Source organism: Bradyrhizobium sp. 14AA (assembly GCF_054185205.1).
The window spans coordinates 195,609-220,837 of sequence record NZ_JAVAYM010000014.1 but is presented as its reverse complement, the minus strand read 5'-3'; the positions used below and the strand labels follow the sequence as shown (position 1 = coordinate 220,837).

17 protein-coding genes and 1 pseudogene are annotated in these 25,229 nt (G+C 59.3%); 6 read left to right on the top strand and 12 right to left on the bottom strand.

Going from position 1 to position 25,229, the window contains the following annotated elements; translation table 11 throughout:
* Positions 1–598 precede the first annotated feature (598 nt).
* Entirely contained in the window at positions 599–2,926 is a 2,328-nt protein-coding gene (locus RAD15_RS24930; protein ID WP_458180828.1) for a prolyl oligopeptidase family serine peptidase, read from the bottom strand.
* A 902-nt stretch (positions 2,927–3,828) separates the two neighbouring features.
* On the opposite strand from RAD15_RS24930, the gene RAD15_RS24925 reads away from it, so the two are divergent.
* Both RAD15_RS24925 and RAD15_RS24920 read left to right on the top strand, forming a co-directional pair.
* Positions 3,829–5,262, top strand: coding sequence for a M16 family metallopeptidase (locus RAD15_RS24925; RefSeq protein WP_458180827.1), 1,434 nt, complete (start codon positions 3,829–3,831; stop codon positions 5,260–5,262).
* Positions 5,259–6,629 carry a M16 family metallopeptidase gene (locus RAD15_RS24920; RefSeq protein WP_458180826.1) on the top strand — a complete coding sequence of 457 codons (1,371 nt, stop codon included), beginning with the start codon at positions 5,259–5,261 and terminating at the stop codon, positions 6,627–6,629. Before RAD15_RS24925 ends, RAD15_RS24920 begins: the two co-directional genes overlap by 4 nt.
* A 408-nt stretch (positions 6,630–7,037) precedes the next feature.
* Here the strand turns inward: RAD15_RS24920 and RAD15_RS24915 are convergent, their stop codons facing one another.
* The gene (locus tag RAD15_RS24915; protein ID WP_426411886.1) at positions 7,038–7,244 is read right to left on the bottom strand and encodes a cold-shock protein; all 207 of its coding nucleotides are present in this window, start codon (positions 7,242–7,244) and stop codon (positions 7,038–7,040) included.
* Positions 7,245–7,733: 489 nt separating this feature from the next.
* On the opposite strand from RAD15_RS24915, the gene RAD15_RS24910 reads away from it, so the two are divergent.
* Positions 7,734–9,119 carry a pectate lyase family protein gene (locus RAD15_RS24910; protein WP_458180825.1) on the top strand — a complete coding sequence of 462 codons (1,386 nt, stop codon included), beginning with the start codon at positions 7,734–7,736 and terminating at the stop codon, positions 9,117–9,119.
* Positions 9,120–10,276: 1,157 nt separating this feature from the next.
* Positions 10,277–10,483: a hypothetical protein gene (locus RAD15_RS24905; RefSeq protein WP_027544430.1), complete on the top strand. Its 207-nt coding sequence runs from the start codon at positions 10,277–10,279 to the stop codon at positions 10,481–10,483.
* Between the two features lie 934 nt (positions 10,484–11,417).
* Here RAD15_RS24905 and RAD15_RS24900 read toward each other — a convergent pair.
* Positions 11,418–11,810, bottom strand: coding sequence for a hypothetical protein (locus tag RAD15_RS24900; protein WP_458180824.1), 393 nt, complete (start codon positions 11,808–11,810; stop codon positions 11,418–11,420).
* A 735-nt stretch (positions 11,811–12,545) separates the two neighbouring features.
* Here RAD15_RS24900 and RAD15_RS24895 point away from each other — a divergent pair.
* Positions 12,546–12,761, top strand: coding sequence for a hypothetical protein (locus tag RAD15_RS24895; protein ID WP_458180823.1), 216 nt, complete (start codon positions 12,546–12,548; stop codon positions 12,759–12,761).
* 183 nt (positions 12,762–12,944) lie between these two features.
* On the opposite strand, the gene RAD15_RS24890 is transcribed toward RAD15_RS24895, so the two are convergent.
* Both RAD15_RS24890 and RAD15_RS24885 read right to left on the bottom strand, forming a co-directional pair.
* Positions 12,945–13,250, bottom strand: a complete 306-nt coding sequence (locus tag RAD15_RS24890; RefSeq protein WP_458180822.1) for an HU family DNA-binding protein — start codon at positions 13,248–13,250, stop codon at positions 12,945–12,947.
* 1,233 nt (positions 13,251–14,483) lie between these two features.
* Complete coding sequence (locus RAD15_RS24885) at positions 14,484–14,900, bottom strand: hypothetical protein (RefSeq protein WP_458180821.1); 417 nt, start codon at positions 14,898–14,900, stop codon at positions 14,484–14,486.
* Between the two features lie 2,879 nt (positions 14,901–17,779).
* On the opposite strand from RAD15_RS24885, the pseudogene RAD15_RS24880 reads away from it, so the two are divergent.
* A pseudogene (locus RAD15_RS24880) lies at positions 17,780–18,162 on the top strand (VOC family protein).
* On the opposite strand, the gene RAD15_RS24875 reads toward RAD15_RS24880, so the two are convergent.
* The 7 genes from RAD15_RS24875 to nodC all read right to left on the bottom strand — a co-directional run bounded on the left by RAD15_RS24875 (position 18,159) and on the right by nodC (position 25,222).
* A complete protein-coding gene (locus RAD15_RS24875) occupies positions 18,159–18,764 on the bottom strand; it encodes an LOG family protein (protein ID WP_458180820.1) in 606 nt (201 codons plus the stop codon). The pseudogene RAD15_RS24880 and the gene RAD15_RS24875 overlap by 4 nt on opposite strands.
* Before the next feature lie 307 nt (positions 18,765–19,071).
* On the bottom strand, positions 19,072–19,866 hold the full coding sequence (locus tag RAD15_RS24870) for an SDR family NAD(P)-dependent oxidoreductase (protein WP_458180845.1): 795 nt from the start codon (positions 19,864–19,866) through the stop codon (positions 19,072–19,074).
* A gap of 506 nt (positions 19,867–20,372) precedes the next feature.
* A complete protein-coding gene (locus tag RAD15_RS24865; RefSeq protein WP_458180819.1) occupies positions 20,373–21,119 on the bottom strand; it encodes a sulfotransferase in 747 nt (248 codons plus the stop codon).
* A gap of 188 nt (positions 21,120–21,307) precedes the next feature.
* A complete protein-coding gene (locus tag RAD15_RS24860; RefSeq protein ID WP_458180844.1) occupies positions 21,308–22,096 on the bottom strand; it encodes an ABC transporter permease in 789 nt (262 codons plus the stop codon).
* Between the two features lie 3 nt (positions 22,097–22,099).
* Positions 22,100–23,059 carry a nodulation factor ABC transporter ATP-binding protein NodI gene (gene nodI / locus RAD15_RS24855; RefSeq protein WP_458180843.1) on the bottom strand — a complete coding sequence of 320 codons (960 nt, stop codon included), beginning with the start codon at positions 23,057–23,059 and terminating at the stop codon, positions 22,100–22,102.
* A 175-nt stretch (positions 23,060–23,234) separates the two neighbouring features.
* Entirely contained in the window at positions 23,235–23,837 is a 603-nt protein-coding gene (gene nodS / locus RAD15_RS24850; protein WP_458180818.1) for a nodulation methyltransferase NodS, read from the bottom strand.
* Positions 23,838–23,887: 50 nt separating this feature from the next.
* Positions 23,888–25,222, bottom strand: coding sequence for a chitooligosaccharide synthase NodC (nodC, locus tag RAD15_RS24845; protein WP_458180817.1), 1,335 nt, complete (start codon positions 25,220–25,222; stop codon positions 23,888–23,890).
* Positions 25,223–25,229: the final 7 nt, after the last annotated feature.

Here is a 25,229-nt window from a genome sequence, read left to right as displayed (position 1 = left end):
CCACGGTTGCAGGCATCCCTCGAATTTGGGGGAAGCTAAAGAAGGTGCCGAGCTTTGGTCGAAACACCATCTTGCGCCATCTCATCGATTCTGTTCTCCGGTCGGAGTCATTCGTTGACTTGCTCGAAGCCGCTCATCGAGCCTCGTCGAGCGCGACCAGCTGTGACGTGCCGCAGTGATGGCCGCGGCGGCGTTGCGCCCGACGTTCTCGGGAAGGTTTGGCGGCCGAACTTGCCGATCAGGAGCACGCCTGCGCAAGCGCAGCAATGATGCGGACTGTCCGCTTTCGCGCTCTTTTTCGGCTGTCGACGCAGGACGCGACGCCTTAAGCCAAAATGCCGCGAAGGCGTTCCGTGGGCCGTGCCGTGCTTTTGGCCGGCCCGACCGATCCACCTCGGCCCGGTCATCGAGGCCTAAGCGGCGGAGCATGCCCTTGCCGCGCTCATTTCGACTATCGCTGTAGAATACCTCTACCACTCTCATGGCGTTCTCACCTTCGCCAGAGCCTGGAGCAGTGACGGCACCCCTCTCCCCGTCTGCGCCCAAGATTTCAGCCCCGCGCGATCAGCGCTTGCCGTAGGTTAAGGGTGAAGCTCGCTCAGGCCTCTTCATCCAACCAGCCGATCTTGCTCCTCAGGAACCGAAAACCAAGCACCTGAAAGCTGGCACGCTCCTTGTTGTCCCTGCCATAGCCGTGGCCCCCCGCGGCTGCCTCGTACAAATAAGCCTCGTAGCCCATCACCTGCAGTTTCGCGACCATCTTGCGGGCGTGCGCCGGATGAACCCGATCGTCGCGCCGCGTGGTGGCAATCAGGATCGGCGGATAGTTTTGACTCGGTCTTGCCGCATGATAGGCGGAATACGTCTTGAGCCATTCCCACTCCGCAGGCTTGTCGGGATCACCAAATTCCGCGATCCAGCTCGCACCGGCAAGGAGCTTTGTGTAGCGACGCATGTCGATCAGAGGAATCGTGCAAAACAATGCGCCGAACCGCGCCGGATAGCGCGTGAGCATGTTGCTTATGAGGATGCCGCCGTTCGACCCACTTTCGGCGGCTATCCGCCTCGGCTCAGTCACGCCGCGACGCACCAGATCGGCGGCCACGGCCGCGAAGTCATCATGCGACAGTTTCTTGCCAGCAAGCCGTCCGGCGTCGTGCCAACGTGTGCCGAACTCGCCCCCACCGCGCAGGTTCGCCTGTACGGTCGTGCCACCACGCTCCAACCAGAGCTTGCCGAGGGCCGAATTGTAGTACGGCCTCATGGAAAGTCCGAAGCCGCCGTAGCCGCTCATATGGACCGGCGCGTTGCCGCTCTCCGCGGCGGGACCGGTCTGCACATATGGAATCCGCTCACCATCGATCGAGATAGCCTCGTGCTGCGTAACCACAAGGCCCTCGGGGCTAAACGTCTTTGGCGCCTGCTTCAGCACGATTGGGCTCGAGACACTCCGTTCGATCAGCATCAGCGAAGGCGACGTGAGCGGATCCTGGACACAGGCAAGCAGGTCGCCGTTGCTTTCGGACCGATCGCAATCGAGGGGCCACACGTCGACGACGCCGATGCCGGGAAGGCCGCGCAGCTCCTCATGGCTCCAGCCCGCAGACGAGGGCGTCCAAGTCTCGAATGAAGGGCGCAGCTCGTCGAGGATGGAAAGCACGAGTTTGCCGCTGGCCCAGAAAAATCCCTGCAGCGCGCGGCGCGGGCGCGGCGCGAAAATGACCGTGAAGTTGCGATCGCCGGCGAGAAAGGCCGACAGCGATATGCCAAGCGCGGTGTCAGGCGCGTGGGTGACGCCGGCAATCCTCCATGCCGAGCGCAATTTGACGATTAACCAGTCCCGGTGCGCCCGGAGCCAGATGTCGGAGGGAAGATCGAGCTTCACGCTCGCGCCGATTTCGGTCCCGGGCCAGACGTCAAGATTGAAGAAGTCCAGCTGATCGAAGAACCAGACGCGTGGCCTTTTTCCAGTCCGATCGACTTCGCAAAAGGCCCACATGCGATCGGGCGTCGTCTCGAACACCACGGCCGCGCGATCCACGGGTTCGCCGCGGCGCCACAACCGCACTGTCCTCGGATAGCCCGATGTGGTTGCCATGCCGTCGCCATGCGCGCTGGACAACAGCAGCGTATCGGGATCGACCCATGTGGCGCTACTCTTCGCTTCCGGCAGGGTGAAGCCGTCGGCCACAAAGCTTTTCGCATTGAGGTCGAATTCTCGCAAGACGACGGCATCGCTGCCGCCGCGCGACAGGCTCACAATGGTTCGCGGATGATCTCCCGGCAGTGAAGCCGTCGCGTTCAGAAGCCAGTCCTCACCTTCCTTTGCCGCGAGCTGGTCGACATCGAGCAAGATTTCCCAGGACGGGTTCGGCTTGCGAAATTCGTCTAGCGTGGTCCGTCGCCAGAGGCCTCGTCGATTGCTGGCGTCCTTCCAGACATTGTAGAGATAGCCACCACGCCGCGCGATATAGGGAATATTGTCCGGCCGATCGTAGATCGACGCCAGCACGTCGCGATCCCGCTCGAAGGTCGCGCCGCCAAACGCTCGCAACGTCCTGTCGTTCTGCCGCTCGACAAAGTTTAGCGCGCGCCGGCCCTCTATCTCTTCCAGCCAAAGATAGGGATCATCATCGGGAGCGGAGAGCGTTGGCGCTCCAGCTTGCGACTTTGTCGGCGAGCTTGCTTTAGACACCCGTTCACTCCCAGGGCTGGCATTGGCGTTCGCTTTCGATTTGCGATCGCGGTTTGCATGATGTGGTTCGGTCGAGACACGAAGCCTACAACCTGACGCAGCATGCGATTCAAGTTCATTCTTGCGAAGTAAACGCTGCTCCGCAGATTTCATCATTGACGTTGGCGCGGCGCCCTTCAGTTCGCTGGCGAGCTGCAGTTCGTAATTGGCGCTTTCACAGTCATTCCACACGCATGCATTGGAGGGATTTCGGCCAAGACGCCGCGAGCATGGTCGACCCAAGTCATACGCTGCAAATGGATATTGGCAACAACGGGTGATGGGCGCTGACTTCTGCGTCGCCGTCAACTACCGACATTCGTAATCAAATACGACAGCAGCGCGCCGTTGCTGGTCAATGACTTCTACGGTGCAGGCTCGCACGGCTGCTCCAGAACAATCTTCGCGTCACGCCTCTCAAAGAGTCACGCTGCGCAGCTCCGCCTAGTCGAAACAACAAGGTGAGCGCATCACATGATGCTAGAGGGGCGACGCATCCGTGAATGCAACACCGGATCAGTAGCACGAGGGTCCGATTGCGCGGCTTACCACGATGCGGATTCACCAGGCCGCTTCGGTGACGAGCAATCATTATCGTTCCAGTACTGTGACACTGAGTGGGTGCCGTGTGAGGGCAATTGACTTGCGTCAGAATTCGAGCGGCACCATCAGTCTCGCGCTCTATTTCTGAAGGCGGTGGTGGGTCTGAAAGGCGTTCACTTCCCTGAACTATGTTGGAATGAAGATTGGCATTGTCCGATGTACGACCATGTCGGAGACGCAACATCGCTTGTGCGAGCTGCTCCTTGTATTTGCGAAGCTTTCTTTTTGGCATGGCTAATGCTTTGGGGAATGCGCATCGCGTTGGACCGACAAGGTCCTGCCGAAACGCAAAGACTCTCGATTGGATGATCGAGAGCATAGAGCCACCGAGAGATGAAATTTGTTCATCACTCATCCGCATTCCTGACGAACCGCAATGGAGCTTTTGAACAGCTATGCCGATCCAGCAGCTGACGAACTATGTCGACGGCTATAATAGAGCCAAATGCCGAGCGCTTTATCGTGCTTTCTCCTGGGATCTTTGGGTTCGGATGTTGACACGAATCCCAACACCCTCATACCGATCGGCGGCTTGCCTTCTTGCTGCACTGCTCAGCACTTGCAGTCTTTCTACCGGCAGCGCATTTGCCCAGACGACGCTCACGTCGGCGCCCCCCGCCAGCTTCACGCTCAGCAACGGGCTTCAGGTCGTGGTGATCCCGGACCATCGCACGCCCGTGGTCACGGAGATGATCTGGTACAAGGTCGGCTCCGCCGACGAGCCGCCCGGCAAATCCGGGCTTGCCCACTTTCTCGAGCATCTGATGTTCAAGGGCACGGAAAAGCACCCGATCGGCGAATTTTCCAAGACCGTGTTTCGCGTCGGCGGTAACGAAAACGCTTTCACCTCACTTGATTACACCAGCTACTTTCAGCGCGTCCCGCGCGAGCAACTGCCGACCATGATGGAATTCGAGGCCGACCGTATGAACGGCCTCATCCTCAAGGACGAAAACGTACTGCTCGAGCGCGACGTCGTGCTCGAAGAGTACAACATGCGCGTCGCCAACAGCCCCGACGCGCGGCTCAACGAGCAGATCATGGCCGCGCTCTATCTCAACCATCCCTATGGCCGCCCGATCATCGGGTGGCACCAGGAGATCGAAAAGCTCAATCGCGAGGACGCGCTCGCCTTCTATCGCCGCTTCTACGCACCGAACAACGCGATCCTGGTGATCGCGGGCGACGTCGAGGCCGCCGACATACGTCCGCTGGTCGAACGCAATTTCGGCTCGATCCCGGCCCAGCCTGCGATCCCGACGCGGCGTATCCGCCCGCAGGAGCCGGACCCGGCCGCACCGCGCACCGTCACGCTGTCCGACCCGCGCGTCGAGCAACCCAGCGTGCAACGCTATTACCTCGTGCCCTCGGCAACGACGGCCGCGGCCGGCGAGAGTGCGGCACTCGACGTGCTGGCGCAATTGATGGGCAGCGGCAGCAACTCCTATCTCTACCGCGCCCTCGTCGTCGACAAACCGCTCGCGGTCTCCGCCAGCGCCAGCTATTCCAGCATCTCGCTCGACCCGACCCAGTTTGCGATCTCGGCCTCACCGAAGTCCGGCGTCAGCTTTGCAGACATCGAGCAGGTGATCGACGGCGTCATCGCCGACATCGCGCAGAACCCGATCCGCGCCGAGGACCTCGAGCGAGTCAAGACGCACCTCATTGCAGGAACGATCTACGCCCAGGACGACCAGGCGGCGCTGGCGGGCTGGTATGGCGGCGCGCTGAGCACCGGGCTCTCCGTCAAGGACATCCGAAGCTGGCCGGACCGAATTCGCGGCGTCACCGACGTACAAGTCCGTGCAGCTGCGCAAAAATGGCTCGATAAGAAGCGCTCGGTCACCGGCTATCTGATCAAGGACACCAGCACAGCCAAGACTGGCGCAAAGACTACCACCAAGCGCGAGGAGAAACGTTCGTGACCCATCCCTTCCTTCACTCCCGACGCATCGTTCTGTCGTTGGCCGCCGGCGCAGCGCTCACTTTGACTCAGACCTTCCCCTCCGAGGCCGCCGCAAAGATTCAGCGCCTGATCTCGCCGGGCGGCATCGAGGCCTGGTTCGTCCAGGACGCAACCGTGCCGCTGATCGCGATGGAATATTCCTTCGCCGGCGGCTCGGCGCAGGATCCCAGGGACAAGCCCGGCGTCGCCAATCTCGTCGGCGACCTCCTCGACGAGGGCTCCGGCCATCTCGATTCCAAGACGTTCCATGAGCGGCTCGATCGCCGCGCCATCGTGCTCTCCTTCAGCGCCAGCCGCGACACCTTCCGTGGCAGCCTGCGCATGCTGCGCGACAACAAGGATGAGGCCTTCGACCTGCTGCGGTCCGCGCTGACCTCGCCGCATTTCGACGCCGCCGATGTCGAGCGCGTTCGCTCGCACGTGATCGCCGGTCTGCGCCACCAGACCACCGACCCGACGTCGCTGGCAAACCGCAAGTTCCTGGAGGTCGCCTTCGGCGATCATCCCTACGGGCGGCAGACCAACGGCACGCTGGAGAGCGTGCCGACCATCACGATCGCCGACATGAAGGACTATGTCGGCCGCGTGCTGGCCAAGGACACGCTGAAGGTCGCCGTCGTCGGCGACGTCGATCCGGACACGCTCGGCAAACTGCTCGACCACACCTTTGGCGCCCTGCCCGCCAAGGCCAATCTGGTACCGGTCCCCGACATCGCGGCGGCAAACCCGCCGCAGCGCGCCTTCGTGCCGCTCGACGTGCCGCAGACCGTGATCACCTTCGGTGGTCCCGGCGTGAAGCGCAACGACCCGAACTTCATGGCAGCTTATGTCGTCAGTCACATCCTCGGCGGCGGGATGTCCTCACGGCTCTATCGCGAGGTCCGCGAGAAGCGGGGCCTCGCCTATTCGGCGTTCGACTCGCTGCACTGGATGCAGCATTCGGCGCTGTTCATCGGCAACACCGGCACCCGCGCCGACCGCGCCGGCGACACCATCGACGTCGTCGAGAAGGAGGTACGCCGCATCGCCGAGGCGGGCCCGACGCAGAAAGAGCTCGACGAGGCCAAGTCGTACCTCAAGGGCTCGCAGATGCTGGCGCTCGACACCTCCTCCAAGCTGGCCTATTCGCTGCTGCAAGATCAACATGATCAGCTGCCGATCGATTATATCGAGAAGCACAACGCCATTGTCGATGCGGTCACGCTGGACGACGCCAAGGCGGCTGCCAAGCGACTGTGGGGCCAGGGCCTCCTCACCGTCATTGTCGGCCGGCCGCCGCAAGCTGCGGCGCTGCCTGCCGGCGTTCCGGCGCCGAAGTCAGACTGATTGGCGCACGTCGATGGCCGGGCTTGTCCCGGCCATCAACGTCAGTGACGCCGCGTTATCGATATGCATGCTTGGTAATTCTCGGCGCCCACGCTGGTACACTCTGCTCCGGGTAGTCCCGCGACATTGCCATCGCCAACCCGACATGCTGACCCGGCTTCGCCTGCGCCTCAAGCGCGGCCGGACAAAGAATAAAGCCGTCGAGCGATATCTGCTGGCGAAGCTTCCCAACTGGCAACTGTATTGACGCCGGCTGGGAGCCGGCCCTTCGTTCGAAAACGATGATCGATATCCCTATGGGATAAGCGTCGCCAGAAACTTACTTTGGAAAAGTGAAACCAAGTCATGAAAGCACAAGGCGCACGCCAATATGCCCCTGACCTCAGCCCCCGCTTGCCAAAGCAGAAGCTAGATGAGGCGCAGGTTTTCGGCTGATATTTTCCCCGAGCGACCGATCTTTGGTTCATAGCTGATCTTGTCTCCTTGTGGGAGTAGGACCAAGCCAGCCCTCTGCACCGCAGAGATATGAACAAACACGTCACGGCCGCCATCGTCCGGCACGATGTAGCCGTAGCCTTTAGTCGGGTTGAACCATCTCACGCTTCCAGTCGCCACTGTCTTTGCTCCTTAAAAACGACACTGAATCGCGCGCTGCGATCTAGCAGCCGCGTTGCTCACCTCAGCAACTCGCGTGCCGCTCCCAACGCGCTTGAATAGTTGTAGAAGACCGTGTGTTTGGTGCGGATTTGCGGGATTCTTTGTCTGTCGTTCTTGAGTGCCACGCAGCGAATGTCTTCAATCCGACAACCCTGGTACGACAAAATACGGAAGGCGATGACTTCGACCGCTCTCTCCTGTACTCATCCGTCCTGTGTAGATCACATCACGAGACTCACTGGATCGGCTTATCCAGGTGATGTTGAAGTTCGTTGCGACTGACGTTGGCAGCGATCCAATTGATCAGCAGACCTCTGCGGACCGGGCGGGCCGCTCAATCATTGGCAGACTTGAATCTTATGGGAATGGGCCATCCACCGCCAGACCACGGAACGTGTGCGCTACGTTCCAGATTTTTCTTGTGACATGCTAGGCTGGTGCATTTAGATGGATCACAGGATCGGCACCGTCGAGCCGGGATGCAAACAATGCCACAAAGACTCGATCCGCGTGGCTGGCCGTTGGATCAGACGATGGGTCGTTTCAACGTTTCTTTCAATTGCCGATGGAGATTCGATGTATACGAGGCAAGCGGTGTGCCAGCTGAAACAGTTATTGGGGATGCTCGCTGGACTCGCCGGCATTGTTGGGATCTCCGGTGCTATCGCAGCGAGCAATCCGAGATGGGACAGCGCACAGGGATTTGGTGCTGGAACCACGGGCGGCCTGGGAGGCGAAGTTGTTCAGGTCAACTCACTCAAAGATCTGACTTATCAATTGTGTCGTTCGTATAGCTCCGGAATCTGCAAGGACGATAGTCCGCGCGTTGTCCAGATTGTCGGGACCATAGACTTCACAGGAGCGGAAGGGCGTGGCGAGGGTCCGGGTTGCCAATACAGCAACACCTGTCAGACGCCCTACAAGGGTGAATCGCTTCTCCTCTTGGATGGGCTCGACACGCACTGCGACGGCAAGCTCAAAATGGAAGTCAGCTTCGATAAAGCGGGCAAACATCCCTTGGAGGTCGGATCAAACAAGACCGTGATTGGCGTCGGATCAAGCGCTATAATCAGGGGCAAGGGACTGCGACTGAATGGTGTGAGCAACGTCATTGTCCGCAACCTGACCATCGTTGACATCAATCCCGGCATTGTCTTCGCGGGCGATGCGATTGCGATTTCGCGAGCGAACCGGGTCTGGATCGATCATAACCGTTTTCATAACATCGGGCGCCAGATGATTGCCGGCGGCCTTGGGGAGACGACGAATATCACGGTCTCGTGGAACGATTTTGATGGCAGGGATAACTACTCCTCTTATTGCAACGGAGCACATTACTGGAACCTCCTTTTTCTTGGCAGTCCTCAGTCGATTACGGTTGCCAACAACTACTTCCATGAGGTCTCCGGACGGGCTCCGCACATTGACGGTCTACGGTCGGTCATTCACCTGGTGAACAACTACTTTCACAACGCCGAGCTGCTGCAGCGCAATGGTTTCTTCCACGCCCTGGATGCTGGACCATCTGTTCAAGGCCTGATTGAGGGCAACTACTTCGACAACATTGAAACCCCGATCAAGGCCGAGAGTGGGCATGTCTTTGGCGCGCTGGGAGGCGTAAATCGAGAAATGCAAGACCTCTGCCTAGCCATGCTTAGACGCATGTGTGCGGGCAACATCGCGAGGCCCACGCCGCGGATCAATGGATTCCGGCTGGATGAAAGCGTCATTAGATCTTTTGGCGCTCTTCCGAAGGCGGCTATTCATCGTCCCTTCCAGGCGGATGATGTCCCGGCATTGGTCACCGGCAACGCAGGTCCCGGCCACATTTGAATTTTCCGATAGGATCCAGCGAAGCTGCGACCGCGCGCACGCATCTGGCCGAAGTACAGCGGAATTCTCCCTCTTCCGGGCAGACCAATTGCCGGTCCGTGGCAGCTGCGCTTCAAAGAGCGCCTTGAGCGTTCAGGCCAGTCGATCCTCACTCCGAGACGCATCGATTTTTTTGCAAGCGCGCAACTGCCTCGAAGCTTTGGCGGGTCTAGTTCAGCCTCCTGCTCGCCCAAGTCACCGTCCACGAAACACGATATTCTCCGAACTGATTGAGACCTCATCGGCAGATGCGATCGGTTCAAAACAAAATGCCCGGCATGTGTCGACGAAAGCAGCTCTTGCTGCGCCGCGCTGCTTCGATGGGCTAACAAAAAGACTTTCGGATGCGGCGCCCTATTCCTGCTGTTGCAACCAAAGAACGCGTTTTTCCATCGTGACTGCAGGGCATTTAGCGGTCTTGCGGCGCAAATAAAGGAATATCTCAGATTTGAGAGGGCTGGCATGAGTAATTTGGATCAGCAGTCTTCCGGAGCGACGGCTTGGCGCCACGCCCAAGGATCCCGGGCGGCCAGTAAGAGTGTGTTATGGGGCATGAATTCTACAGAAAACTGGCGCAGCAGGCGCGTGATCTCGCCGAGCGGGCCGATCCGTTCACCAGGCAGCGGTCGCTGAAGCTGGCCGGTAGCTACGACGTGAAGGGCGGAAATCTGGCGCGGGCGCCACGCCCGACGGAGCGTCCGCTGCCGATTCCGCGTACCGCGCCGCCCGCATCGATCTTTTCAGGTCCGGGCGAAGCTGGATGTCGGTGCAGGCCACCCGTTCGCCGATCCGGAGAGCCGCGGCACGCAAGCGATCGCCGGCGGCATCGAGCCCAACCAACGGCCAGTTCCTTTGCGATGCCAGCCGCACCGGCGGCGTTTTCCAAACGGGCCTGACATTGGCGGTTGAACGGGACTGGATCAAGCGGCATGGGTCCGGGACACATTTCAGACCGGCTGAGCACGGAATTGGATCTCAACTAGTTGTCGAGCGCGAAACCAAGCGCTCTCGCTCTCGGCTGCTTCGCTTGAGCCGACTGACCTTCTTGAATTGATCGGAAGCTCAGGCCGATCAGGCAAGCGAAAGCATCATCAACGAGCATTGGAAGGATGACGGCCATGATGGACGACAATTTGGCGCGCATGCGCACACATCTGAGCGCCATCCAGCGCCACCGAAGACTGCTGAAGACCAAGCTCACCGAACACGACCGGCAGTACGTCTGCAGACGCCTGTCGGAGGAAGAGTGCGCGCTCGAAAGCTTGCGAGCGTCGATTTTTCCCATGGTGTTCGAGAGCCCCAGGCCGATGATATCGGCCTCCTAGCCGGTACGGCCGTGTCGATGGCGACGGCCTACGCGCGCAGGAGCGCCGCTATGGCACTCACGTCAACGAATTCATATATCGGCTACCGATATTGGAGCCTTTTTTAGATGCGCGGCCTGCTAATCCTCTTTGTGACCTTTGTGATTATGCTGGCGGCGCGCAGCCAGCATCAGATTGGTTTCGTGCCGCGCCCAACCGCATCCATGCCACCGGTCAATGTACCTTAGAACCGAAGGTTTGGCGCAACCAGCGCGTATTGCGCTACAACGTGCTTCTGTCTCTCTGAGAATTCGGACCGGTTTGCGTTAGGCGGAGCCTCGCTTTCCAAGTTGTCTGAGGACCTGCAGGAAGCGGGCAAGCCATGCCTCAAGCCATGCGTCAGTTGAGGCCACTTGCGCTGCTGCGGTCATGCGCGCGCTCGTCTCATCAACAAGGAAGATTTGAGGACGGCAGTTTTGGTTTCTGACTGGATCTTGCACTTCTCCCACCCTTTCGCGAGGAGCGTGGCGAGGAGGTGTCCGGACCTCCCAAGCTACGCAGCCGCAACAGCTCAGTCGGCGAGCGGTTTTGGCATGTGCAAAACAGTATCGGTTCCCGGGCAGGTTGAATTGATCTAGCGCAAACACGAGAGCCGTTCGTCTTTAACCCAGCAGATTTGTGGATTGTCCCGGTTGTGTAATCCGAGAAGACCAGCTGCGTTTTTCTGGGCGCATTTTCACGGCCGCGCTTCAATGGTAGTGCAAATCGCGCGAGTTTCCTGATCGTGGTCCTCTTTTTCTCCCCCTGCGATGGAGTGTTGTCCAATCAAGCCTCTAGAGCACGCCCTCGAAACTAACGGGACCATGCGAGTAGACCGGATTATCGGCGCGGGCTGACGCCTGCCTTGATCCTGTGAACCTGCGGTCCGGCCGAATGTCCCTTTTGTGCGAGCGGATCAGGAAGCGTTTGCGCTTCTTCGCGCGTGGTCGGAGCGGCGGCGCTGCCGCCGCCCGTGCCGACCTGAGCGCGCGAGCACCGGCAGCGGGGCCGCGGGGATGGAGCACTCGGGCGGACCTTTTGCGGGCTCCGGACGCCTGGGGCGCGCTTCCATGAACTCCAAGACGGCGCGTCCCTTTTCCGTTATGCGCCACCCGCCGTTGATACGTTCAATCAAGGCTTGCGAAAAGATGTCAAGGTCGGGCACAAGCGAACCCAGACGTCGGGTGCGTTCGGCCCAATCGCTACCGCTGGTCGCCAGGATCGCCATGTCGCGCTTCAAGTCCGCCATCACGGCAAACCCATCCCGATAGCTCACCAGGATCTTAAGAACCGTGACCTGGAAGTTCACGCGGCACCCTCTTGTGACTATCGCCACATCGTCGGCGCCTTCGAGAGCGCTTCGCGGCGAACCTGCCGTACACAGTCGGTCGACGTCTCTCCCCCGGTGGTTGCTCCCAGGACTTTTGAGGCGACATTGGTCCGGCCGCCGGTGTCGTACCGGGACACATACTCGCAGATCTTGTCAACAACCCTGCGCATCCGAGCAAGAATGACCACCTGAATGTCCATAAACTGGAATAATGGGCGGGCTATGCTGGTATAAATAGGACTGGCCGAAACCCAAACTACGCCTCGCGATCGCAAGGTGCAACGGCCCCTCGACGATACCTGCATAGTCCGAGTAGCCATACCGAAGCAACTCACCGACTGGGGCGCAGACCACGTCCGTTCCGCGCAGTGCCGAGTCCTTCCCACGGCATTGCTGCCGATGACAGGCCGTTGGCTCAAGACGTCAAGAACCGCCGGCCGATCGGCGCCGATCATCAACGTCCGTATGAGTTCGCGGGATCCAGGCGGCTGCCGGTTGCCGCCGATTACCCCAAATGATGATGCAGCTGCCGATCCGACGCCGACAGCGCTGTCATGACAACCATCATCATCGGCATGTCGTAGGCAGCAGTGTCACAACGGCTACGACTCCATCCGCCACACCAAGGCCGCGGCCATTGTCCGGCTTAGTTCGTTTCGGCGCAGTACTACGGCCGGAAGCGCAAAGGCCACGATCGTCGCATCGCCGGAATGAATGGCGTCTTTCCTCGGGCTCGGTGAAAGCAACGTTCGGATCGCACCAATTCGCGCGCCGCGGCGTCCATTAGGGTTTGCTTTTTACTTTTGCGTTATCGATCGCGACGATTTTGACGTCTGCCGCCGACGGCCATGCCTCGCCAGCGCCTCGACTGGCGGCAAGACGAGCGAGATCCGCTTCGTCTTCGCCAACGATCCGCACGTCTGGTCGTGACCGTCGTCCCGGACTGCGTTTCCCAACTGGCGGCTCCCTGTCAGGCGGGTCAGCACTCGCTCGGCTGACAACCAGCTGTTGGCCGATGAGCTTCTTACGGCATGCCTACGCCGGCAGTGGCAACCTCGGTCCGCCATCCGTCCTCGCACCAACGCCACGTAGCGCGATCCACGGCAGCTGACCTCATGATGTCGCGACTGCGTCTTTAGCAACCTTGAGCGGCGACGCCTTGACCGACTTGCTGGCTGGCTTGGCTGCGAATTCCATCGGCTCCTTCGTGAAAGGATTGATTCCGCTGCGGGCTTCAGTGGCAGGCTTGCTCACGACCGACATCTTGACGAAGCCAGGGATGACGAACTCGCCAGACTCGTTCAACTCCTTGTAGCCGACGGTCGCCAACTGCTCGATGACGGCCTTTACGTCACTTTTGGAAACTTGCGTTCCTTGCGCAATTGCGTCAATGAGCTGGTTCTTGGTCATCTTGGCCACGATGAATTCCTTTGTAGCGCGGAACGATACAGTGCGTGACGTATCGCCGGCTCTTTTGCTCTTGTTCGAGCACGGCAAAACTACACGAAATTGCTTTCATTCACTGAGGTGATGAAGTCGACCGGTTTAAAACCTATCGGAAGCAAAAACACAACGATCTTTGTTTCCAGCATTCGCTCACGCGTCACAGGTGGACGGCGCATGCCCTATTCGGTATGCAGGTCAATGTTTGAAATTGGCCGATGCAGCAGTCAGCGCAGCAATCAGAGCCAATCCCTCTTGGATCTCGCAGACGAGTGATGATCGCAGAGCGAACCTCATTTTATTTCAAACTTCGTAACGCTCGCGCGGACAGGTCACCTCTGAAGGAAACTCGGGGCCTGCGAATACTGGTGGCGTCGGGACAGAAGCACAAAGCTGATCCCCTCTCTCTTACCGGCGATGCCCTAGAGAGATGCCGAGCTTGATTGCCTTTTGACGGAGAGAACCTTCCGTCCTTTTCATAGACTTCGCGATCTTCGCTACGGGCACCCTAGCCTTGGAGTGCGCGCGAAGTTCTTTGACATCCGCCTTCGTGTACTCGCGGCGGACTACCTTCTTCACTTTCTTCGCCATTGGAAATCTCCACTCGTTGTTGAGCGGGGCTTCTAGCACGAAAGATCAAATTAGCAATGTTGCGACGCGTCGCATTTCGTGCGATTTATAAACCGCTTTTGCGAGTTCACTTCCGTCCTGATATCTGCAAAAGTGCTGCCTTCTATTCAGTCAACTACAATTGAAATACTGAAGGGTTTTCCGGACACAATGGCGGCCCGATGTTCGGGGGCGCGCCATAGTAGCGCCGTCAAGTGTGACTCGCATGCGATAGGAGCGATGTGGTACTGGGACCTGGTCGCGCGGCGCTGAATCATCTCGGTGTGCGCCTGCACTCGGATGCAGTCACTCAGGAAACGAATTCCTAGCTCACCTCGATCTCGGCGGCCTCGTTGTCGGTCAGTTGGCAAATTCCTTTTCCCGGCCACGTATCGACAGAACACCCTCGTTCTGGTGGAGAAGCGAAATAATAGATCGACAGTGCCGCCCCGCATGTCGACGATCTCCGTCACGCTACGCCTGAACGTATCCTAAGATACCAGATATCTCGTCTCCGCCGGAATATCTGTATCGATTGTCCTTGCCACGCCATTCATAGAGAAATTCGGCGTGAGGCGTGGCAGTGGCATCGAAGAAGCGTTAGAAATCTGCCGTCTCGTTGAGGACGCGAACACTCCGTTCGCCCGTCGCCTTCCATTTGATGAAGGGGAGCAGGCGGACAGAATAGCTTTCAAGACTCCGCTGATAAGCGTTGATGTTATCCAAAATGGCCGCGGAGACCGGAAACATCATGCCCGGCGGATTGAAGCCGCGTTCCGCCAGAACGTAATCGATCAGATAGCGATGAAGGCGGACGTAGCGAACTTGGTGTTGAGCACAGCTTGGCATGAAAAGGCGTAATTTTCCATGAAATCCGTAACTTTTGCACCATTTGCGTGAAATATGGAGCCCCGAAGTGACAAGAGGGATGGTGCGGAACAGCCATTTCCTTGCTGACCTGATGGATAGGGCACGGTCGTTTGGGCAGGAAATGCGCCGATGCAAACCGCGTGACATTCATAATGGCCATCAGTCATCCGCACTTCGCCAGCAGCGGTGTCAGGATCAGATCATTCAGGAGGCGGTGCATTTGCGCTCAGTTGGATCGGCTCAAGCTGGGGTTTGAAGGCGAGCAGACGAGCGCCGGCCGCCCTCGCGTTTGGACCGCGGCGCAAACGACCTTTTCCAAGTCGAAGGCGTTCTGACTATCTGCGCAAATTCAGCACCGTCAGAAAGCATTCGCCCTGCTCGCGGGCGACGCGCCGGCGCTGACGGCGTACGCGCCGACCGTGATGCGTCAACGCGGCAAGCTGCGATGGCAAAGTCTGGAGCACTCAGGTTGAGCTTTTTCGGCCGCCGCGTTGAATCCCTACGACGAGCTTCCATACTCTCCGACACGGCGCGTCCTGTTTTCGGTTGTGCAGCACCCGCGGTTCGTACGCTCGATCAGCGCTTATGAAAAAATGTCAGATTGGGAATGTGCGAAGCCGGTCGTCTGGCCTCCGGCCCAATCCTGGCCGCTGGTCGCCAAGATCGCCTTGGCGTGCTGGAGGCCCGCCATCGCGGCGAGCCAACGCGTGCCCTTAAAGGCGGCTCGCGCTCGCATAGACCCTCAAGTCCGTCAGCTGGCGGTCAGCTACGCTGACTATGACCCCTCGCCGGCTTGACCAGCCTTGGCGCTGTAGACGATTCACAGAGAGGAACCTGATCCACCATGGACCGCCGAACCGACCGTTACTTCGACCTTAAATGGCGCGCTGGCGATGCAAGCCGAGGTTGTCCGCTGGGCGATTCCGACGAACGGAACTGGATCGGACCAAGGTAGAGCGTCTCCTTGATGCAAAGCTGTCAGAGGTCTTCGAAGCAGTCAAAGCCATCCTACATTGATCTGGCAACGAGCCGCAGGATGTCCAGCTAGAACATCATCTAGGTCGACAGCGGAGTTCAGCTATGACGAGACCGTTCCGTGATGTTTCGAGTTTCTCGACATGAGCCGAGCTCACTTCCTGACTCGTGCTGCAAAAGCCTGATCGTCTGGCTGCGCGCGACCTCGGCCGCTGAGGAGCGGGAACGAGCCGCGGAAGACATTTATCGCGGCACTCTCGGGCAACAATCGAGCCCGGGAACCAGGCGCTGCGCCGCAAGAGATTTCCCGGCGGCATGTGACGGCTGATGATCGGAGCTTGTCCACACCAAGATCGTGACCGCTCGGTGGCGGGCGCGATCGTTCTGGTCGACGAGATCGGCCCCTCGTCGACAATTGAAGCACACGAAATAGGAGATGAATGATGCACTGGCGCACACCAAAACTACACCTGAACGAGGGCGATGGCTATTTATCTCCTGATGCCTCCCAACCCCTGAGGACCTGGACTCGGTGGCCGCTCGCGGCACTTCTCCTCAGCTTGGTGCTTTGGGGCGCTCTCTTGCTCTTCGCCACGTTCTCGTGAGCGCCATGCCACTCACCGGCTCCGGCGCTCCCGAGCGACTTGCACGAGCAAGCATCCTCGATGGATCGAGATATCAGCCAGGTTTCGAGTTCAGCGACACGCCCTCTTCAGGGCCGAAAAGCTATGTGCGTTTCACAAGCAATCGTTGGTTCCAGGACTGCCTCGTGCTGGTCGCAATGCCGTTGTCAGTACGATTCGCAGCTAGACGCGATCGAGCCAAGCTCGTCCCGCCATGGGCGCGACCAAGGCCGCCAGCTGCGTCGATGCGGTTGGTCGGCCCGGGCCGCATACGGAAACTGCCGAGAGCGCAACTCTCCTGAACGATCATGCAGCAGCGCCTGCTTGCGCTCTCTAACGCCAAGGGCGCAAGTTCCCGTATGACCGTCATCCGGACTCATTTAGCGCCTACGGGCGGCGACCGTGTTCATGCAGCCTGTCGCTGGAGCTGGCAGCGAGCGCACGCGATGTCCAACCCGACTTTTCTCGGAAGCTTGCGCAGCGCTTGCAGCTCCTGAAGCACATTTCGTCAGAAGGCCGCTCCTGACCGACCTCTATCCGTGTTTGTGCTATGCACCATCGAGATGCCGCAGCTTTGGAGTTCGATTCACTCCGATTGAAGAAGATCGCGAGACATTAGTCGTGCCATCGACGCATTGATCATCGATCTGAAAAATCGGTGATGGCGTTTTGCGCGAGAACAAGGCGGCCCCGGTTCAGGTGTCGTAGTTTGGATTAATCCCGAGTGGCACGCCGGGACCTGCGCTGGTTGCGAGGTCACGCACTGCCGGGCCGTTTTCCTGTTCACCCGAGCCCAGCAGCATGGGGCAGATATGCGCACCATCACTTTCCTCTGCCCGATCACACGAGTTGTGGTTCAGCATCGGCTAATCGACGACGAAGCTGCCGAACACCAGTTTCAAGGCGTGTTTTGCCCGGCCTGTTCCCAGCTGCACTTCGTAGATCGCAAGACCGGAAAGCTGCTAGGCGGGAAGACGAATGACGGCGCGTCCTCGCAGAGCGGCTGAAGTACCCGCCGCCGAAAACTAATCCGGTGGCGATACGCCAGCATTTGGCTTCCGAGTTCCATCAGTTTTGAGGTGCAATAGTCAGTATCACTTTTTGCATAGAGCCACCACGTGATCAGCCTGCTCGGCACATTTCGTTTCCTAAATGCGTTGAAAGAACACTGGACCTTAGGCCCGCAATTTTGCACTACGAGAAACTCCGCCGGATGCCCGTAGCGGCAAGTCTTTACAGTGACATTGGGTGAACGCGGCCTGCTACCGTGTGAAGTCGGTGCGCCGGCGTAGGCTGCGGCGGCGGACGTACCGGCGGCACCACAAACACCGAGCGAAGCGAAGCAATCCAAAAGTCTTTCCGCGGTAACAGTCCGGATTGCTTCGCTTCGCTCGCAATGACGAGGAGGAGAGAGGGGGAGCACTAGCAATGATCGACCACATCTCCGTCGGCGTCAGCTATCTCAAACGCTCTGCAAGATTTTACGACGCCACGCTCGCTGCCCGCGGGCTCCCGCGCCTGGTCACACGGCATCGCACAACTGGCTTCCGCAAGGCCTATCCGGAGTTCTGGATCAATCTGCGCGAGGCGATGCCGTACGTAGCACCGGAGAGCGGCGTGCATATCTGCCTGCGGGCGAAGACAACCGCCGAGGTCGATGCATTCCACGCTGCCGCGCTTGTGGCTGGCGGCGCATCCGAGGACGCACCGAGCCTGCGCCCGCACGACCGCGTGCGTTACTACGCAGCCTTCGTCGTCGATCCCGATGGCAACCGGATCGAAACGGGACGTTTCCGGCTGAACAATCTTAGAGCTTCCGCACGATGTCCGGCTCGAGCTGCTTTTCCGCCTCGGCGATCTGGGCCGCCGCCGATTTCAGCTTCGGCAGGATGTCCTCGACGCGATCGGCCTTGAGGATATCGACGGAAAAGCCGGTGCGGATGAACTCGATCTGGCGCATGTGCGACAGCAGCAAGAACAGCGGCTCCCAGAAATTGGCGATATTGGCGAGGAGCACCGGCTTGGCGTGACGGCCGAGCTGCTTCCAGGTCAGTTGCTCGACCAGTTCCTCCAGCGTGCCGACGCCGCCCGGCAGCGCCACGAAGGCGTCGGAGCGCTCGAACATCAGCCGCTTGCGCTCGTGCATGTCGGGGGTGACGATCATCTCCTGCACGCGGGTCAGCGCATTCTCGCGCTTCCGGAGGAATTCAGGAATGATGCCGGTGACGGTGCCGCCGTGATCCAGCACGGAGGTCGCGACCGAGCCCATCAGGCCAAGCGAACCGCCGCCATAGACCAGGCGGATGTTGTTCTCGGCGAGCGCCTTGCCGAATGCCTTGGCGCCTTCGATGAAGTGGGAATTGGTCCCGGGACCGGAGCCGCAATAGACACAGACGGTTTTGATCGTGCTCATTGGTACCATGATGCTTTGCAGCGAAGTCTTTCGCTAGTCCAAGGTGTTGCGTTCAATGACGGGAGCCAGTTTGCATCTGAACAGGCAAGCTTTGGGTTGACGACTCCTGATCGCAAACGGCGCTCTTCGGCAACGCGACCGCACGAGCAAATGTGTTGCACCTTCGTCCGGGGCAACGGATCTCCTGGCCAGATTGCAGACCTGAATTCTTTGACGTGTCGCTTCATTGCAGTTTCGATTGACGGTCGCAGGTGTCGGCCAGAGAGACAAGCTTGTGTCGTGCACCGATCGGTCCATCTTCAGCCGATCAGAGGTGTTGGCCACCATTGATCGGCACTTCGACGCCGGTGATATAACTGGCGTCATCCGAGCACAGGAAGAAGATGACCTTAGCGACCTCTTCAGGGGTCCCCACCCGGCGCAGTGGAATGTTCGGTACGACCCGTGCTTCCGTATCCGGTGACAAAATATCCGTCTTGATCTCGCCCGGGGCGATCGCATTCACACGAATTCCATGCGGCGCGTAGTCGTGAGCCATCTCGCGCGTGAGACACGCAAGAGCGGCTTTCGAAGTCGCGTAGGCACTGCCGGCGAAGGGGTGCACCCGCGAGCCTGCAATTGAGGTTACGTTGACGATCGATCCAGACGCGGCTTTCAATTCGCCAAAGAGCCCCTGCGCGAGCAGAATTGGAGCCACCAAATTGAGATGGAATACGTCCATCCAGGTCTCGATCGATGTCGCCAACGATGTTAGTCGTGCGCCGCTCGTCGTCTTCGGTGACATCGCGGCGTTGTTGACCAGGGCGTGCAACGGCGCGCCCGCGAGGCGCTCTTTAACCTCGGTGATAGCGCGCGGCAGCAACCGATGCTCGCTGAGGTCGAGCTGGACATGATTGTCGGATGCGGCCTCCCAAGGACATCGCCGGGCATCGATCGGTTGCCGCGCGCAGGAGATGATCCGCCAGCCTGCTTCCGAAAACAGCTTTCCGGTGGCGTAACCTATCCCACGCGATGCTCCGGTCAGGAGCAGCGTCTTTCGGTCTCTCCGCCGGCTGCGTGCCTTGTCCGATTTGAATGAACTGCCCTCGTTGTCAACCGACATTCGTCTGGCGACCGCATCCTTGTTCGGCAGATCGGCCCTCAAACACGCCTCCTATCAGGTTACACTCAACCTTCTCGGTGCAGGATTTGGGCCATCTCTACCGACAGAGTGATTCACGCGTGTTGCGAAGCCAGGCCCCGTGGTTTACGACCTGCTTGGCGAGTTCCAGACATCAAGTCCGTTGGCTTTCCGACAGCGGCAACGCGAGGACCGCGGCAAATGACCTTCACTCTTTTCGCGCACAGCTGCGCAAAACTTCGTTCCGTAGATCTGGGCTGAACGCGCGAGTGAAGGTCCTGCCGATGTTGAATGCCGCCGCACGCGGCTCGTCCCGATCCTCGCGGAGCTATTAGCAACAGGAGGGATGGCACCCATCCGGCCATCCAATAGTGCCTGCCAATTCAAGACGCCCGCTCGCTAGCAACCCCAGCGGTTCATACCGCTGCTCTTGCCCCAATCCACCAAGGGGCATTCGAACGCGGGCGCCGAGGAATAGAAGGCCATCCTCAGGCGTCAACAGCCTCAAAGTACCTGGCGTAAGGTCCCTCTTTGAATTGGCGACGCAACTCATCAAAATCCTCTACGGTTTGGTCGAGCGGCCGCACTTCCTGGCGCTGAAGTTTGACGCGACCGGAAACATTCCGCATACGAACCCCGAGGAATTCCCAAACCAACTCCAAGCACAGGTGCGGCTCGCGAAGAAGCGTCTCATACTCCAGCTCGAGGATGTTGGTCGACGCGAAGGACTGCCTGATCCTATCGTGGAACTCAGCGGTGGTCTTGAAGTAGGTTTCGCAGGTGCTGACGCTTAGGCTGACGAGTGGCGGTTGCGAGTCGTCGCTATCAGAGCTGTATTTCAGCCATTCACCGGTTTGCCTCGCCTGCACGAGTGAGCGGAGCGATTCCAGCGGATTTCTACGACACACGATGACCTTAAGGCGCGGCCAACCGGCCAGCTCAGCCATCATCCCCGGACGGTCATGAAACTGCGGTTCGTTGATCTTGCAGCCAACATGAGTCACGTCGATTTTGTCGCTCGGCGTTGGATAGCGCAAGTAGGCGCACTCCAGAAGCTCACGATCGCTACGTAGGAGCCGCGTCTTGTCGGGCCAATTTGGATCATACTCATTGAGCAATTCCCCGTTGCTCACCACGTTCGGATGTTCATTGAGCAATTCTTCCAGATAGTGGGTGCCGCTCCTCGGCATCGCGAGGATGACGAATGGCTCAGGCGATCGTTCCGATTTCAACATTGTGACAGCTCCTGATTGACTCGGTCGAGACAGTTGGGCCCCTAACCAATGAGGCTAGATCAGCCCGCACGTGATACTATCGTTCCACAAGGCGGGATATATCGGTGAGATACGAGCATTCTTGCCGCTGGCTTCCACACCCGCAAATTTCCGCAGAACTGATTCACACTATGTGGGGCATGGTTTGTTCAACGCATCAGCCGGCGGCGAAGCAGCAAAGCCGATACGACGAACGCGACCAAAGTGTATATGCAAAGTACGCCCACATGCAGGCCGACGCTGCTGGCGTCCCGGTCCAGCATTGCCGGCCGAATGAGGTCAATCGAATGTGCTAAGGGCAACGCCTCTGCTACGCGCTGCAGCGCGATGGGCAGTTGAGCAACGGGAAAGATCGCGCCGCACAAGTACATCATGGGTGTGAGAAAGAGGGTCTGATAGAACACGAAGTAGTCGTAACTGGGAGCGAGCGCTATCACAACCATGGCGAGGCTGGCGAAGGCAACACCAGTGAGCGCGATAGCTGGCAGCGCATAAGGGATGGACGGCCACGCCGCATAGCCCAGCGCGGCGGCTACAATCGTAATTCCCGTTCCTGCCAGTACAGCCTTTGTCGCTGCCCACGCCAATTCACCGAGAACGACGTCGCCAAGCGTGAGCTCCGTGCAAAGGATGGCGTCCCAGGTGCGCTGGGCGTTCATCCGAGCGAAGGCCCCATAGACGGTTTCAAAGGTCGCCGAAATCATCGCGCTTGTCGCGACCATCCCAGCCGCCAGAAAGGCGACGTATGAAATGCCATCGACTTGGCCGATCATCAGTCCCAGGCCGAAGCCGAGACCGAACAAGGCGCTCATGGGCTCAGCGAGGTTTCCCAGAAGCGATGCCAGCGCCGCTTTGCGCCAAGCCATATAATTCCGGCGCCATACGGCGCTCCAGTTCCACGCATTGGCGGGCAGAGCCGCCGCATACTGCTCCCACATCATTCAGTCCCTCATCTCCCGACCGGTCAACCGTAAGAAGACGTCCTCGAGGTTCGGTGGCCGCTGAAGCAGACGAAGACCGGCCCGCCCACGCAGCCGCGCGAGCACCTGCTCTGGATTTGGCGCATAGCAAAAGAGCGTCTCGCCGCTGATTTCGGTGCGTTGAGCGAGCGGCTTGATGAGGCCGCAGAGCTCGTTCGGATCGCCACCGTAGACCTCAATGACTGGGCAACCGATCTGTTCGTCGATCAATGTGTGTGGCGGCCCTTCGGCGATCTTGCGTCCTGCCTCGAGGACGCATAGGCGATCGCACAATCGCTCCGCCTCCTCCATGAAGTGCGTCGTCAGAAGAATCGTCTTGCCGCGCGACAGCAGCGCGCGCAGCCGCTCCCAAATCAAATGCCGCGCATGCGGATCGAGCCCGGTGGTCGGCTCATCCAAGATAAGGATCTCCGGATCGTTGATGAGCGCCCGCGCCAGCGTAAGACGCCGCTTCATGCCACCGGACAGTTCGGTCACCCGCGCGTCTGCCTTGCTCTCAAGGCGGGCGAACTCGAGAAGGGACGGAGTGATCTTCTCGACATCCTTTGCTGTCATCCCGAAATAGCGCCCGAACACCAGCAGGTTTTCGCGTACGGTGAACTCGAGATCAAGATTGTCAGCTTGCGGAACGACGCCGATGCGCTTGCGCGCCAATCGAGCGCGTGCCGGCACTTTCTCGCCGAGCACCGTTATCTTGCCAGCCTCGGGCGTGGACATCCCGAGAATCAAACGCGCAATCGTGCTCTTGCCCGCGCCGTTCGGTCCCAACAGGCCGAAGCACTCTCCCGATGCCACCGTGAACGTCAGCTGGTCGACGACCACCTTCTCGCCATAGGACTTTTTCACGGCCGTGAAATCGATGGCCACGTTCGATACGCGCCCGGCCCCCGTGTCAGCCGGCGTGACCGGCGCCGGCTCCATCGCGATTGTTCGCCTTGAGATTGGCGCTGCTTCGACGCCGCCAAGCATTTTTTCCATTCCTTCTGCTACAATTTGTCGGCCGGACCAGCTCGCTGATCTCGCCTTCAACGACCGCGATCCGTCTGCGATACGGCAACTCTGACATAGTCACTTGTCAGCCTCCGAAGCGGGTTGCTTATGCAGACGGCCTCCGAAAGCTGGCGATCAAGCAATCTTCGTTATCCGACTCACCTTGGCAGTGGACACGCTCGATCTCGACCAACGCTTCATTCAACATGGCGATGACGGTCTCTGCACCGGCCACGTGTCCCCAGCGTCGGCAGATGTGGTCGCGCGCCGATCCGAACACCACAAGCCCGCCTGGCGCGAGCATTCCGACCAAGTTGTCGACCGCCGTGCGCATCTCCAGCGTGTCGCTGAGGTAATAGAGGACTTCTGCTACAACAATAAGGTCGAACTGCTCTGGTGGTGAAAAGTGTTGGAGGTCAGCGACTTTCCAGCCGATGTGTGACCATCTCTCCGTCCGGTGACGTGCGCGGCTAATGGCCTGCGGCACGACGTCGACGACCGTAAGCCGCTTGCAGTGAGGCGCGAGCATCTCGGTGAATGCGCCGGCAGCGCAACCGACCTCCAACGCACTTGTGATGCTTTGGCGGGAGAGCGACATCCGAAGCATTTGCGTGTATCGCTCCCGCTCGAACGGATTCGCGTCCAGACGCCACGGATCATCGGCAACCATTTCTCGCTCTAGCAACTGATAGTTCTTGTCTAGGCTCACGAGCTTCTCACCTCTTTGACGCGCACAGTTACGCGTCGCCTCCAGGCCTGTCAGGTACCGTCAACGTCAAAAGCATGTGCACGTGTAGCCGTTTCGCCCATCGACGGCGCAATACCCGAATGGCCTGTGGCATCTAACCTGGCGCTCTGCCTCGGCGTGCTGGCCTGACCTTCACCTGAATCTGGCATATTGGCGGACTTGCGCGACAACCAGTCACTGTTGCTCAATGTGCACAACGCATATACCTTCACAGGAAGTAACAGGAACATGCTAATCGGTTTGTGTAGAGCGAAAGCGAGAAAGCGAAGCTGTCGGGCACGAAATGCTGCCAAGCTGCAGCGAACCATGGTCATTGACGCGATGATCAGTACCGTCGGCCACGGCAACTCGCTCGTCAGTGCGATTTGCGCAAGCGCGGTCAGTATTGAAACGCCGAGCAGAAGCGGAAGGAGGTTCTGCCCCGCAATGTCCAGCGTGATGTAGAAGTCGAGGCGTGGCAGCAGGGGTAGCGCAAGCGCTGTATCCCGGAAGGTACTCCGTGCCCAACGCAATTGTTGACGCAGATATGGCACCAGCCTATCCGGAACGACGGTTGCTGCGATCGCATCAGGAACGTACTCAGTTCGAAATCCGGCCGCGAGCATCAGGATCGTGAGATGGCGATCCTCGCCAAAGTCGCTTGGCTTTCCTCGAAAATACTGCGTCTCGTACTCGTGGAGGACCAAATCGAGCGCCGATCGGCGATACATGGCGCACGGGCCACAGCAACACAAGACGGCTCCGAAGCGAGCTTCCGCCAAACGCTCTTCATTACAGGCCAGCCAGTACTCCATATCTATCAGCCTGGTCAGCCAAGTGCCGCTTCGATTGCTGGCTGTGAGCTGCCCCATAACAGCGCCAACCGCTGGATTTTGCATCTTCCGGACAAGCTTGGTCACCACGTCGACGGCGATTGTCGAATCTGAATCGACGTTGAGAACCAAATCGCCGGACGAGCGGCGCAGCGCTGCAATTTGTGCCTTGCGCTTGCCAACATTCTTTCCCAGCCACATGAAGTTGAACCGCGGATCATCTGTGTAGGCGTCCTGTACAGGCCACAGGTACCTACGATTTTCCGAGCCGTCATCTACCACGTACACCCGCACTTGCCCTTCGTAGTCTTGGCTTGCGATCGACTCCAGGCACGCCGCCAGCGTACGCGGGTCCTCGTTAAAGCAGGGCACGATCACATCGACGCTCGGCAGCGCGCCGGTCTCGGAAGCCTCGTCAGTCGGGGACGGGATCTGTGTTCGGAGCGCGTTGAGCGTCTGCATGCTCCTGTAGATGGCGGACAGCAGGGCATAGGACGACACGGCGACAACGCTTGTTGTGGCAAGCAGATTCATGGGGGGC

What these genes read in the sequence shown, in the direction of transcription:
- nodI (WP_458180843.1), bottom strand. Translation starts at nt 23,059, where the DNA reads ATGGAGCCGGCGCCGGTCACGCCGGCTGACACGGGGGCCGGGCGCGTA.
- RAD15_RS24910 (WP_458180825.1), top strand. Translation starts at nt 7,734, where the DNA reads ATGGATCACAGGATCGGCACCGTCGAGCCGGGATGCAAACAATGCCAC.
- RAD15_RS24895 (WP_458180823.1), top strand. Translation starts at nt 12,546, where the DNA reads ATGGCGTCTTTCCTCGGGCTCGGTGAAAGCAACGTTCGGATCGCACCA.
- RAD15_RS24925 (WP_458180827.1), top strand. Translation starts at nt 3,829, where the DNA reads ATGTTGACACGAATCCCAACACCCTCATACCGATCGGCGGCTTGCCTT.
- RAD15_RS24885 (WP_458180821.1), bottom strand. Translation starts at nt 14,900, where the DNA reads ATGTCACGCGGTTTGCATCGGCGCATTTCCTGCCCAAACGACCGTGCC.
- RAD15_RS24875 (WP_458180820.1), bottom strand. Translation starts at nt 18,764, where the DNA reads ATGAGCACGATCAAAACCGTCTGTGTCTATTGCGGCTCCGGTCCCGGG.
- nodC (WP_458180817.1), bottom strand. Translation starts at nt 25,222, where the DNA reads ATGAATCTGCTTGCCACAACAAGCGTTGTCGCCGTGTCGTCCTATGCC.
- RAD15_RS24865 (WP_458180819.1), bottom strand. Translation starts at nt 21,119, where the DNA reads ATGTTGAAATCGGAACGATCGCCTGAGCCATTCGTCATCCTCGCGATG.
- RAD15_RS24905 (WP_027544430.1), top strand. Translation starts at nt 10,277, where the DNA reads ATGATGGACGACAATTTGGCGCGCATGCGCACACATCTGAGCGCCATC.
- RAD15_RS24860 (WP_458180844.1), bottom strand. Translation starts at nt 22,096, where the DNA reads ATGTGGGAGCAGTATGCGGCGGCTCTGCCCGCCAATGCGTGGAACTGG.
- RAD15_RS24870 (WP_458180845.1), bottom strand. Translation starts at nt 19,866, where the DNA reads ATGTCGGTTGACAACGAGGGCAGTTCATTCAAATCGGACAAGGCACGC.